Source organism: Mesorhizobium sp. M7A.F.Ca.CA.004.12.1.1 (genome assembly GCF_003997835.1).
Taxonomy (GTDB): domain Bacteria; phylum Pseudomonadota; class Alphaproteobacteria; order Rhizobiales; family Rhizobiaceae; genus Mesorhizobium.
The window spans coordinates 1-11,417 of the sequence record NZ_RZRK01000098.1 but is presented as its reverse complement, the minus strand read 5'-3'; the positions used below and the strand labels follow the sequence as shown (position 1 = coordinate 11,417).

The following is an 11,417-nucleotide window of genomic DNA, read 5'->3' as shown; positions in this document are numbered from 1 at the left end:
CGCCACGAACGTGCGCAAAACATCGAGATCGAGCAGCGGCAGCGGATGATTGAGCGGGGCGTTCATGGCAACCGACCTTCAATTTTTCTGATACAAAACATCATTCCATTTCGTTTGATTGAACATCAGATTGGGAGGATAGTCAACTCCATCGAAGCAGTAGCTGCCACAAGCAGCCATGAAACGACCTCGACACAGACCTGCATTCGACACGAAATGAAGTTGAAACAAACCCGCAGTAGCCAACTCGCTGTCTGGCACTCGCCAACCCAAAGGAGAAAGAGATGTCTATCCTGTCGTCCCTTGGTCGCATCGCGACCGAATTCAGCGCGGCGCGCGCCCGCTACCAGACTGAACGCGCTATCCGCTCCCTGCCGATCGAACTGCAGAAGGACATCGGCTGGCCTGAAGCTTCCGATACCAAGACCGGTACTCGCAACGGCGTCGGATCCTGGGCTGGAGCAAAGTAGATCGTGTGTACCATGTGCTGAAGGCCTGCCGCGCAAACCGCCCGGCAGGCCTTCTCTATTTTATTTGCACTCAAATGAATTTTTAGAGCCATGTTTCCAGCGCATGACGCATATGAGAAAGCCGCATAGCAGCCCTCTTTTCAATTAATCCCTTGTAAATAATCGTAAATTTTGGGCACCTTGCCCAAATCTGTCGCAACCGATGTCGCATTTCATATCAAGCGCTTCGCTTTTGCGATTTAGTTTCTGCTTACACAAGCCTATATCGGCGCCAGCAAACGAGCTGCCCCACTCCATCAAGCGAAGGCGACCCGTCTGAGCAACAAATGGAGATGATTATGAAGCTTTTTGCACGCCTCTTTGCCCGCCGCGAAATGAACCTGACCACCGCCCTCGAGCGTCAGCGTCTCGCCAACACCATGCCCGGCCAGACCGGCGCCATGAATGCGGCCCGCCTCGGCTTCGTCGCCTGAAGATTTTTAGGGGCAGCGCATCCCTGCCGCTGCTTTAAAACTGTAACGCCGCCTGGCTCCAGCCAAGGCGGCGTTTTTGTTTTGCGCGCAGGCAGTACGTTGCCCGTCCCTTGAACAGTTCGTGCCACTTCCAGGGCTCGCTGCACGCCGATTGCCCGTTTGCGACCCATGTCGCAAATTTAATCTCGTCGTAGCGGCGTAGCCGATTGACAGACATGGTTTTTCCTGATGTCGCTATGCTATTCGCGACATCCTGTTCGCGCCATGGCTGTGTGAGGTTCCCTTGAACGCCGTAAAGCATCCGATCAAGCGATCGTTTGTATTCTTCCTTATTCCCGATTTCACCATGATCGCTTTTGCGACCGCGCTCGACCCGTTGCGTTCGGCCAATCGCATGCTCGGCTACGAGGCCTATCGCTGGCGCCTCGCCAGCATCGACGGCAAGCCGGTGCGCGCCTCGAACGGGGTCGAATGCGCGGTCAACACCTCGCTCGAGGACGAGCGCAAGAAGATGGCAGGCCCCGACCGGCCGAACATGGCCATCGTCTGCAGCGGCATCAATGTCGAGCGCTACCAGAACAAGTCCGCCTTCGCCTGGCTGCGCGAGGAATACAATCGCGGCGTCGCCGTCGGCGGCCTGTGCACCGGCGCGCATATCCTCGCCGCCGCCGGCCTGCTGTCCAACAAGCGCTGCGCCATCCACTGGGAGAACCTGCCGGGCTTTTCCGAAGCGTTCCCGAAGGCCAACGTCTTTGCCGACCTCTTCGAGATCGACCAGAACATCTACACCTGCGCCGGTGGCACCGCCGCACTCGACATGATGCTGAAGCTGATCGGCGACGACTTTGACGAGAACCTCGTCAACCGCGTCTGCGAGCAGGTGCTGACCGACCGCGTGCGCAGCCCCACCGACCGCCAGCGCCTGCCACTTCGCGCCCGCCTCGGCGTCCAGAACTCGAAAGTGCTGACCATCATCGAACTGATGGAGGGCAATCTGTCGGAGCCGCTGTCACTGATCGAGATCGCCGACCATGTCGACCTGTCGCGCCGCCAGATCGAACGGCTGTTCCGCACCGAGATGGGGCGCTCCCCTGCCCGCTACTATCTGGAAATCCGGCTCGACCGCGCCAGGCATCTGCTAATCCAGTCGTCGATGCCGGTGGTCGAGGTGGCGGTCGCCTGCGGCTTCGTCTCGGCCTCGCATTTCTCCAAATGCTACCGAGAACTCTACGCCCGCTCGCCGCAACAAGAGCGCGTCGACCGCAAGCAGCTGCTGGCAGCCTGATCCGACCCGTAACCGGTCTGCGCTCCGCCGCCTGAACCTCAGTAGTCGTCGCAGGTGCATTCCGCCGAGGAGATACGGTCGTTCCAGTCACTACCGCCCAAATTGCGGATCCTGCGCGTGATCTCGATCGAGCGGCCGCCCATCCGAGAATCCTCATAGGCCACGAGCGTGCAGCCGCGGCGGACGATCACCGACGACACACGGTCATTCCAGAACTGGCCGCCACGAAAATTTACGGAATCCTCGGCACCCATGCCGATGGACCGCCCGCGAAAATTCCCGTTCTCGAACATGATGCAGGCAGCCTGGTTGTATTGGGCGCTGGCGACGTCGGCATAAAGCACAGACGCGACTGCGGTCAGGATGGCAAGACGTCTCATCGGTGTTTCCTCGGTTTGGCCGCGCTCCTGGCTGGATCACGCGGCCCGCCCAGTTTGCCACTGCTTCGGTAGCGGAGGCAAGCCTGGAGCGTAAGCCCGAACAGGTAGGCAGCGGGGGCAAGAATGGGAGCCGGTTCGGCCAAAGATCACGCTCAACGGAGAAGAGCTTTAGCGGCTGTCGAACATCCAACTGCGGTTTCGCCACATTTTCTCACCGACCAGACAGTCGGTGGTGGACCTCTCCTGCGCCAATATCACCGGCGGATGCGCGGCTTCTTCCGCCGCCCATTGCGGCGAGGCCGGACCGGCGAGTTCCAGCACCAGCTTGCGGCGAATGGCTTCGGGAAACTGCGTCCAGTCATTGACCGGGATCATGAAGGCTCCGGGACCACCAATGACGCAGTCGCTGTAGTAGCGATCGAGATTGCTGACGTCGTAGGCGCCGGAAAAACCGCCTCGCGTCATCAGCGGCAGGCCATTGATGACGATGCCTTGCTTGATCAGCCCGTCGCGGGTCAGATTGACCGGCGCACCCTGGTTGTTGGGGCCGTCGCCCGAAATGTCGATGACCCGCTTCGTGCCCCGGTAGCCGCTTTCGGCAAACAGGTCGTTGCCGAACTCCAGCGCTCCGGAGATCGAGGTGCGCCGCGCGCTATTGGGCGGCTGCGCCGACAACTGCGCGACCACGCGCTCGGCGTCGGTGCGGCTGGCGATCACCGTCCACGGCACGATGACGCGCTGCCAGGTGGTGCCGGCCCATTCGACATAGGTAACGGCGATCTTGCCATAAGCGCCATCGGCAATGGCTTGCAGCACATTGTCGTGCGTCAGCGCCGCTGCGTAACCGTGACGCTGGATCTCGAGTTCGTCCGGTGACATCGACAGCGAGACATCGACGGCCAGCACCAGCTCGACATCGACGGGCTCGTCAGCAAGGGACGCCGGCGCCAACCAAAGCGTCAGCGCGAACGCGGCACAGCTCGAAAGCAAATGTCTAGCACAGGCAAAAGCAGACATTCCGCAAGGGTAAGCGAAAACCGCCGGCTTAAAAAGAGAAAAGCCCGGCCGGTGGCCAGGCTTTTGCCTTCATGCCTTTTTGCGCTTGCGAGCACTCAGCTGCGCGGCTTCAAATTCTCCGGATCGTAGAGCGGCTTGTAGCCGACGGCGGCGACTTCGACCGGATATGTCTCGCCAAAATACTCGATGGTGAGCTTACGGCCTTCCTGGGCGTACGCCCACGGCAGATAGGCGAGACCTATGTTCTTGCCGATGGTCGGGCCGTAGGCCATCGAGGTGGTGAAGGACCGCCGGCCGAGGTCGTCGACCAGCGTCTCGCCGGTCTTCGGGTCCATTACAGGCATGGTGCCAACGGGATAGCGGGCAACACCTTTGGAATCGACATTACTGGTCATCACCAGCGTGCACAGCATGGCCGGCTGGTGCTCGCGGGCTCGGAACTCTACATGCCTGGCCTTGCCGCAAAAGTCGTTCTCCTTGACCTTCGGACGGGCGAGATCCGCTTCGAGCAGATTGTACTCGGTCAAAAGGTCGGCGTTCTGCAGGCGCAGGCTCTTTTCCATGCGGCGCGTGTTGGCATAGGTCTCGACGCCGAAGGGCATCACGCCGGTCGAGCGCAGGGCGTCCCAGACGGCCAGGCCGTCCTCGTAGCGCATGTGCAGTTCCCAGCCCTGCTCGCCGACATAGGAGATGCGGAAAGCGGTGACATCCTTGCCGCCGATCCGGACCGGCTTGATCGCCGCGAATGGGAAGTTCTCAACAGAGAGCCCGTCCGGATTTTCGACCACCTTCTGCAAGGTCGCCCGGGCGTTCGGCCCCCAGATGCCGATAGTGACGTATTTCTCGGTCACGTCGGTGATAGTGACGTCGAAGCCTTTGTCCTGTGCCGTGCGGCGCATGTACTGGAAGTCGCGTGGACCGGCGTCCGCGCCGTCGATCAAACGACAGCGGTCAGCCATGCGGATGACGGTAAAGTCGGCCCGCACCATGCCTTCCTCGTCGAGGAAGTGGGTGTAGATGCCCTTGCCGATGTTGTTGTCGCCGCCGATCTTGGCCGCGCACAGCCATTCCAGCAGCGCGACATGGTCGGGACCTTCGATGTCATACATGGCGAAATGCGACAGGTTGACGATGCCGCAATCCTCGCTCATGGCGAGATGCTCGGCATTGGAGACGCGCCAGAAATGGCGGTTGTCCCACTCATTCTCGCGCACCGGCACGCGGTTGCCGTATTTCTCCAAAAGGTGCTCGTTGGCGGCATAGCCGTGGGCGCGCTCCCAGCCGCCGAGCTCCATGAAATAACCGCCAAGTTCCTTCTCGCGCTCCCAGAACGGCGAGCGCCTGATGTTGCGGGCCTTGGAGAACGGCTCGCGCGGATGCACCGCCGGATTGTAGACCTTCATCGCGGTCTCGGTGCAGCGATCCCAGATGAATTGCTCCTTGGTCTGGTGCGGATAGAACCGTGCATAGTCGATGGCATGGTGATCGATTGCGGTGCGGCCGTCGGTCATCCAGTCGGCGATCAGCTTGCCCATGCCGGGACCATCCTTGACCCAGATGGCGACGGCATACCAAAGGCCCCGCACCTTCTGGCTTTCGCCCATGGACGGGCCGCCATCAGCCGTCACCTGGAGAAGCCCGTTGAAGGAATGGCTCTCATTGTAGCCGAGTTCGCCGAGGATCGGCGTCAGTTCCATGGCGCGTTCGAGCGGTGCCAGGATCTGCTCCATGTCGAGGTCGCGCTGTGAGGGCGAAAGCCGCGCCTGATCCTTCTCCAGCAGGTCGCGCGGATGGCACAGGCGCGGATTGGTCTCTTCGTAGTAACCCCACTCGATCTGCCCGCCCTCGGCGGTCTTTGGATCGCCGGTGTCGCGCATATAGGCCGAGTTGCCCTGGTCGCGCAGCAGCGGCCAGCCGATCTCCTTGCCCGTGCCGGCGAACTCGTTGTAGGGGCCGAAGAAGGTCAGCGGATGGTCGATCGGCATGACCGGCAGGTCCTCGCCGACCATTTCCGCGATCAGCCGGCCCCAGATCCCGGCGCAGACGATGACATAGTCGGCCTCGATGGTGCCGCGGTCCGTCACCACGCCTGATATGCGGCCGTCCTTGACGACAAGCGACCGAGCCGACGTGTTGGCGAAGGATTTGAGCTTGCCGGACGCTTCCGCCTGATCGACCAGCTTGCCGGCGACCGTCTGCGAGCGCGGGATGACCAGACCGGCATCGGGATCCCAAAGGCCACCCTGGACAATCGCTTCTTCGATGAGTGGAAATTTCTCCTTGATCTCGGCCGGCTCGATCAGGCGGGCGCGCGTGCCAAACGCCTTGGCCGAGGCGATCTTGCGCTTGATCTCCTCCATGCGGCCGTCGTCGCCGACGCGCGCGACCTCAAGGCCGCCGATGCGCGCGTAGTGGCCCATCTTCTCGTAGAAATCGATGGAGTAGAGCGTCGTCCAGCACGACAGGAAATCGTGGCTGGTCGTGTAGCAGAAGTCGGAGGCGTGCGCCGTCGAGCCGATGTCGGTCGGGATGCCCGATTTGTCGATGCCGACAATGTCATCCCAGCCGCGTTCGATCAGGTGATGGGCGATCGATGCGCCGACGATACCGCCCAGGCCGACGATGACGACCTTCGCCTTTTTCGGAAACTCTGCCATTGCCCGCGACTCCAAAGTGATAAAGCGCGCGGACTATAAGGCGGAGCAGCAGCACGATTGAAGCCTGTTTGCGACATTGGCAAAAAGCCGAGCGACCAGACGGCAGAATGCTTCCCGTCGGACCCTTGGCGGTTCGCCTTCCAAGGTGAAGGCTATAACTCAGGCGAAGGCCCAGATGTCCTCGGCCTGGAAGCCGACCTGATAACCTGCTGTCTTCAGCTTGACCACGACCTGGCCGATCTCGGCCGCGGGCAGCGCGCCGACCTCGACCTTGATCATGCCGGGACGGTAGCGCTTGAGGTCGAGCTGTTCGAAGACGATCCAGTCGGCGCCCTCGCAATCGACGAGAAAGGCGTCGATATGGGTGATGCCATTGCGGTCGAGCAGCGTCTGCAAGGTCTCGGATGGCACCTCGATGTCCCTGAGATGCGGCGCGAACTTGTTGAAGTTGGTGTCGGCCTCGCCCCAGGCATTCTTGCCCGACATCAGATTGGTGTCGGTGACCGACGAGCAGCCGATGAACTCGATGGGCAACGTGCCGGCCTCGAGCGCGGCGGCATCGAAAGTGTGGACGGTGATCGTGCCCTTTGTCTTCGTCACCGCCACCGGCTCGATGATGAACCGGCTGGTGTCGGGGTAGTTGGCGCGCAGTCGTTTCTGATTGTACGGCATCGGCTCGACCAGCATCGCGCGTGCGCCAGCTATGCGGTGCAGCCACGGCGTCACATCGTCGAACAGCGCACCGTCGCAGGCACCGACATTGACCATCTGGAACGGTCGCCCTGCCCCACCAAATCGCGCCTTCAGCGCCGCCCTGGCCAGGAACTTCGTGCCGCGCAGCGACGGCCCGCGATCGAGAACACTACTTGGAAGACCAAGCGACAGGGCAACGCGCGCCAGGCTGGATAGCGAACTCATGGCTTGTCTCCGGGAATGATTGGCAAGGGCGCGCGATTCTGGCCACGAGCCGCGGCTGCCCACAGCGCCATGAACGGCGTCGCCAGCAGCAGGAATGGCGGGATCAGATGCGGGAAATAGATGCGCGTGTCGTGGATCGGAAAGACGGTGAACTTCGCCAGCGCGCCGAGCACCAGTGCCGCAAACAGGATGCCGGCGCGGCGGTCGAGGCGGAAGCCGGCGCGGGCGGCGGCAAACCAGCCGGCCAGTGCCAGCACCGACACGCCGACCCAGCTGTTCAGGCTGACGGCACGCAGCAGCGAGGCGGCAAACGCCCTGAGATAGGCGGTGACCGAGAATGGCGGTTCGAACCCGTCCATATTGTAATGCTGCTCAATGCTGGAGAACCACAAATGCGGCCACCAGCCTGGATGATGAGCCCAGTGCGAAATGGCGAAATAGGCGACGAAGGAAGCGGCGAAGCCGGCCAGCGCGCCCCACGCCTTCTGCCGGAACGCAACCAGCAGCACGGCAAAAATGGCAAGAAAAACAATATTGTCTGGCCGCACCATGAAGGCGAGAAAGAGCAGGAGCGCCGTTGCCATCTCGCGACCGCGGACATAGGCGTAGAGCCCGCCGAGCAACAGCGCCGAACACAACAAATCCGGCGTCGAGGCGCGCGCCGCATCGCCGAAATCAGCCATGATCAGCACCGCGCCGACCACAGGCGCCAAGGCCAGTGCCCCTTCGGAGCGCAGCCACATCAGGGCGATCGCGCCGAACAGCAGAACCGAGAACACTGAGACCAGGCGCATCGCCTCGACCGGCGACATCACCGCGCTCATCGTCGACAGTATCTCGGCGTAGAGAAATTTGATCCGGTACATGCCGAGCAGTGAATGGAAGTCGGCGGCATTCTCCGCCATGTGACTGCGGAAGCCGCCGCCATCGTCGGTCAGCGCCTTATAGTCGCCTGCGGACACGCCCGATTTGACAGTGCTGTAGGCATAGTCATGCAGCGCCTGTGCATCGGGATAGGTGCCTTCCTCCGCTATAGCGAGATAGGGCAGCATGTCCCAGTTGGCGTCGGGCATCACCCATGCGGTGAACGCTGTAAAAAGAATGTAAAGCGCGAAAGCCGCCGCGCCGATCGGTGCTGCCAGCCGCGCATAAGTCCCCTCGCCCCACGTCAGAACGGGCTCGGTGAGCCGGTCGACTGGGTTTTGTGGAGCGGGCGACTTGGTCAGCATCGTTGTATCCAGCGAGCGCTTAACGGACCTGGCTTTTGACGAAATCCTTCACGATTCCCACGATGCCGCGCGACAGCAGGCTGTCGAAGGCATCGACGAAGCGGTCGACATGCTCGCGCTGGCAGATCAGCGGCGGCTCGAGCCGGATGACGTTGCGGTTGTATTCGGTGAAGGCGACTAACACATCGTAGTCGCGCAGCAGCAGCGCCCCGATGAAGCCCGACAGCGAACCCTTCAGCTTGTCGTCGAGCACGCTGACGATCGGCCGCAGCACCATCGGCAAGGTCTGCGAGAAGTCGTGGAACTCCAGGCCGATCATAAAACCCTTGCCGCGCACCTCCTTGATGATCTTCGGGTACTTTTCCCTGAGCGCCTGCAGGCGCTGCAGCAAATAGTCGCCGGTGACGGCGGCATTGTCGATCAGCCCCTCGTCGTAGAGCACGTTGAGCCCCTCGATCGAGGTGACGCAGGCCTCGCCCATGCCGCCGAAGGTCGCCATGGCATGGATCATCGCCGTTTTCGGCGTGCCATAGGCCTTCATATAAACCTCGCGCCGCGCGATCATCGCGCCGACCGCGGCCTTGCCGGCGCCAAGCGATTTGGCCAGCGCCGTCACATCGGGAATGACGCCGTAATGCTCGAAAGCATAGAAGCGGCCTGACCGGCCATAGCCGCACTGCACTTCGTCGGCGACCCACAACACGCCATACTGGTCGCACAGTGCGCGCAGCTTCTGCCAATATTCGGCCGGCGCCTGGATGATGCCGCCACCGCCCTGGATGGTTTCAAGCACGATGACCCCGACCTCCGGATCGGAGCGGAACAGGCGCTCGACCGCCTCGATGTCGGCAAACGGGATGCGGACCGTGTTTTCGGCCACCTTGAAGTCCGCGCGGTAAAGCTGCCCGTCGGTGATGCCCAGCACGCCTTTGGTCTTGCCGTGGAAGGAATTCTCGGCATAGACGATCTTCGGCCGCTTCGGACCGGCCGCGCGCTCGGCGAGCTTCACCGCCGCTTCCATCGCTTCCGAACCGGACGAGCCCAAAAATACCATGTCGAGATCGCCGGGCGAGCATTTGGCGATGTTGTGCGCAAGCGCTGCCGCATATTGCGACATGAAGGCGATGGCGATTTCCTGGCGCTTCTCCTCCTGGAATTTCTTGCGTGCTTCCAGGATGCGCGGATGATTGTGGCCGAAGGCCAGCGAACCGAAGCCGCCGAAGAAGTCGAGGATCTTGCGGCCGTTCTGGTCGATGTAGAACATGCCTTCGGCACGCTCGATCTTGATCTTGTGGAAACCGAGCAGCTTCATGAAGTGCAGCTGGCCGGGGTTGAGATGCGCCTTGAACAGGTCGGTCATGCGGGCAACGTCCATCGCCTTGGCCTGCTCGACGCTGATCAAATCGGGCTTGGCGATAGTGGCGGGCGACAGCGACGGCGCGCTGACCATGGTGCGCAAATTGGTCTGTTCGGGCTTGGCCATGACGGTCATTTCAATCTCCTGTCTGCACGCACGACCAGGATCGAGCGCAACGAAAGCTGTTTTTGCGAGCCGCTATTCGGCGGGCACATGTTTGGTGGCGACTGCGTGGCCGGCTTTCTTGGCGCGGTACTCGCTATAGGCGGCGATCAGCATGTCCTCGTCGCGATATTGCGGCACCCAGCCGAGCTGGCGCCCGGCCTTGGACACGTCGAGCACGCAGTCCTCGTCGGCGATCAGATACTGTTCCGGGTCCATGATCGGCATGTTCAAGAGGTCGAGCAGGTCCAGCGTGCACTTGACCGCCCAGCCCGGTGTCGGGATCAGGATCGATTTCGAGCCGGCATGCCGGATCAAATCGCCGAGCAATTTCTTGACCGGCGGCGGGTTGAGCGAACCCAGATTATAGGCCTCATTAGGCACGCCGGCCTTCCAGGCCGCGCGCGCGGCCTCGGCGCAGTCGAACACCGAGATGAACTGATAGGGGTTCCTGCCCGAACCGATCATCGGCACCGGAAAATTCCAGTCGATCAGCTTGAACAGCTTTTCCAGGATGCCGAGCCGGCCTGGGCCGATGATCAGGCGCGGGCGAAACAGCGAGATCGACATGCCGCGCTTGCGCCATTCGGCCGCCAACTCCTCTGTCTTCTGCTTCGACCAGCCATATTCGCCCAGCGGCGCCACCGGGTGCTCCTCGGTCATCGGCTGCGTGACCGTGTGGCCGTAGATCATGTCGGTCGTGTAGTGGACGAGTTTTGACGCACCGGCTCTGTCCATGGCCTGCATGATGTGCTCGGTCCCATGAAAATTCACCGGGAAGAAGAAATCGTGCCGCTTGGAGCGCACCTGGATCGGCGACAGCATCTTGGCCGACAGATTATAGACCATGTCGTCGGCCTTCAGCCCAACCGCCGCGACCGATGCCGGATCGATGACGTCGCACTGGACAAAGCGGACAGTGCGGTAATGCGGCAGGTCGCTCTTGACGATATCGGCGACGACGACCTCTTCACCATCGGCCACAAGTTTCGGGGCGAGATGGCGGCCGACGAAACCGTCGCCGCCGAAAATCACATGTCTCATCTAACGATCTCGTTTGCTTGGATCTTGTCAGGCGTGATGGAAGCCGTCTGGTCTTCATGCCCTCGCTCGCCCAAATCCCGGCCACTTTGGGCGATCAGCACCGTGCCGACGCAGATGAAGGCGATGCCGGCGATGCGCCAGCCATTGAGGTCCTCGCGGAAGACGAAATAAGCGAAGATGGCGACGGCAACATAGGCGAGGCTGAGGAACGGATAGGCGAAGGAGAGCTCGACCTTGGACAGCACATAGAGATGCGATGCCATCGAGATGACGAAGGTACACAGGCCAAAGAACACCCAGGGGCTGAAAACGATCTGCAGCAACTTGACGAGCGGATTGACGCCCTCAAACGAGATCGGCCCGAGCGACATCATGCCTTGCTTCAGCATCAGCTGCGCGGCGGCATTGGTCACCACTGTAAAGAG

The 11,417-nt window shown here is 61.5% G+C and carries 12 protein-coding genes; 3 read left to right on the top strand and 9 right to left on the bottom strand.

Going from position 1 to position 11,417, the window contains the following annotated elements; genetic code table 11:
* Positions 1-284 precede the first annotated feature (284 nt).
* Together EN984_RS07730 and EN984_RS39350 are read left to right on the top strand one after the other, a co-directional pair.
* Positions 285-470: a hypothetical protein gene (locus EN984_RS07730; protein ID WP_032930657.1), complete on the top strand. Its 186-nt coding sequence runs from the start codon at positions 285-287 to the stop codon at positions 468-470.
* Positions 471-808: 338 nt separating this feature from the next.
* A complete protein-coding gene (locus tag EN984_RS39350; protein ID WP_013531161.1) occupies positions 809-943 on the top strand; it encodes a hypothetical protein in 135 nt (44 codons plus the stop codon).
* A 34-nt stretch (positions 944-977) separates the two neighbouring features.
* On the opposite strand, the gene EN984_RS38170 is transcribed toward EN984_RS39350, so the two are convergent.
* Positions 978-1,244, bottom strand: coding sequence for a hypothetical protein (locus EN984_RS38170; protein WP_206517414.1), 267 nt, complete (start codon positions 1,242-1,244; stop codon positions 978-980).
* Positions 1,245-1,289: 45 nt separating this feature from the next.
* Here EN984_RS38170 and EN984_RS07715 point away from each other — a divergent pair, with 45 nt between their 5' ends.
* Positions 1,290-2,228 (top strand): GlxA family transcriptional regulator, encoded by a 939-nt coding sequence (locus tag EN984_RS07715; RefSeq protein WP_348625597.1) that lies wholly within the window; start codon positions 1,290-1,292, stop codon positions 2,226-2,228.
* Between the two features lie 38 nt (positions 2,229-2,266).
* On the opposite strand, the gene EN984_RS07710 is transcribed toward EN984_RS07715, so the two are convergent.
* The 8 genes from EN984_RS07710 to EN984_RS07675 form a co-directional block, all read right to left on the bottom strand.
* Positions 2,267-2,608 carry a peptidase inhibitor family I36 protein gene (locus EN984_RS07710; RefSeq protein WP_023812325.1) on the bottom strand — a complete coding sequence of 114 codons (342 nt, stop codon included), beginning with the start codon at positions 2,606-2,608 and terminating at the stop codon, positions 2,267-2,269.
* A gap of 168 nt (positions 2,609-2,776) precedes the next feature.
* Complete coding sequence (locus EN984_RS07705; protein ID WP_127272437.1) at positions 2,777-3,625, bottom strand: DUF1194 domain-containing protein; 849 nt, start codon at positions 3,623-3,625, stop codon at positions 2,777-2,779.
* Between the two features lie 95 nt (positions 3,626-3,720).
* The gene (locus tag EN984_RS07700) at positions 3,721-6,282 is read right to left on the bottom strand and encodes an FAD-dependent oxidoreductase (protein ID WP_127270286.1); all 2,562 of its coding nucleotides are present in this window, start codon (positions 6,280-6,282) and stop codon (positions 3,721-3,723) included.
* A 159-nt stretch (positions 6,283-6,441) separates the two neighbouring features.
* Positions 6,442-7,200 carry an FkbM family methyltransferase gene (locus EN984_RS07695; RefSeq protein ID WP_127272436.1) on the bottom strand — a complete coding sequence of 253 codons (759 nt, stop codon included), beginning with the start codon at positions 7,198-7,200 and terminating at the stop codon, positions 6,442-6,444.
* The gene (locus EN984_RS07690) at positions 7,197-8,429 is read right to left on the bottom strand and encodes a glycosyltransferase 87 family protein (RefSeq protein WP_127272435.1); all 1,233 of its coding nucleotides are present in this window, start codon (positions 8,427-8,429) and stop codon (positions 7,197-7,199) included. The genes EN984_RS07695 and EN984_RS07690 overlap by 4 nt, the downstream gene beginning before the upstream one ends.
* 19 nt (positions 8,430-8,448) lie before the next feature.
* Positions 8,449-9,879 carry an aspartate aminotransferase family protein gene (locus tag EN984_RS07685; RefSeq protein ID WP_236383382.1) on the bottom strand — a complete coding sequence of 477 codons (1,431 nt, stop codon included), beginning with the start codon at positions 9,877-9,879 and terminating at the stop codon, positions 8,449-8,451.
* Positions 9,880-9,984: 105 nt separating this feature from the next.
* On the bottom strand, positions 9,985-10,992 hold the full coding sequence (locus EN984_RS07680) for an NAD(P)-dependent oxidoreductase (RefSeq protein ID WP_127269403.1): 1,008 nt from the start codon (positions 10,990-10,992) through the stop codon (positions 9,985-9,987).
* On the bottom strand, positions 10,989-11,417 hold a 429-nt coding region (locus EN984_RS07675), incomplete at its 5' end, for an EamA family transporter (protein WP_127383687.1). The genes EN984_RS07675 and EN984_RS07680, both read right to left, overlap by 4 nt.

Coding starts and splice junctions, on each gene's coding strand:
- EN984_RS07730 (WP_032930657.1), top strand. CDS start 285: ATGTCTATCCTGTCGTCCCTTGGTCGCATCGCGACCGAATTCAGCGCG.
- EN984_RS39350 (WP_013531161.1), top strand. CDS start 809: ATGAAGCTTTTTGCACGCCTCTTTGCCCGCCGCGAAATGAACCTGACC.
- EN984_RS38170 (WP_206517414.1), bottom strand. CDS start 1,244: ATGCTTTACGGCGTTCAAGGGAACCTCACACAGCCATGGCGCGAACAG.
- EN984_RS07715 (WP_348625597.1), top strand. CDS start 1,290: ATGATCGCTTTTGCGACCGCGCTCGACCCGTTGCGTTCGGCCAATCGC.
- EN984_RS07710 (WP_023812325.1), bottom strand. CDS start 2,608: ATGAGACGTCTTGCCATCCTGACCGCAGTCGCGTCTGTGCTTTATGCC.
- EN984_RS07705 (WP_127272437.1), bottom strand. CDS start 3,625: ATGTCTGCTTTTGCCTGTGCTAGACATTTGCTTTCGAGCTGTGCCGCG.
- EN984_RS07700 (WP_127270286.1), bottom strand. CDS start 6,282: ATGGCAGAGTTTCCGAAAAAGGCGAAGGTCGTCATCGTCGGCCTGGGC.
- EN984_RS07695 (WP_127272436.1), bottom strand. CDS start 7,200: ATGAGTTCGCTATCCAGCCTGGCGCGCGTTGCCCTGTCGCTTGGTCTT.
- EN984_RS07690 (WP_127272435.1), bottom strand. CDS start 8,429: ATGCTGACCAAGTCGCCCGCTCCACAAAACCCAGTCGACCGGCTCACC.
- EN984_RS07685 (WP_236383382.1), bottom strand. CDS start 9,879: ATGGTCAGCGCGCCGTCGCTGTCGCCCGCCACTATCGCCAAGCCCGAT.
- EN984_RS07680 (WP_127269403.1), bottom strand. CDS start 10,992: ATGAGACATGTGATTTTCGGCGGCGACGGTTTCGTCGGCCGCCATCTC.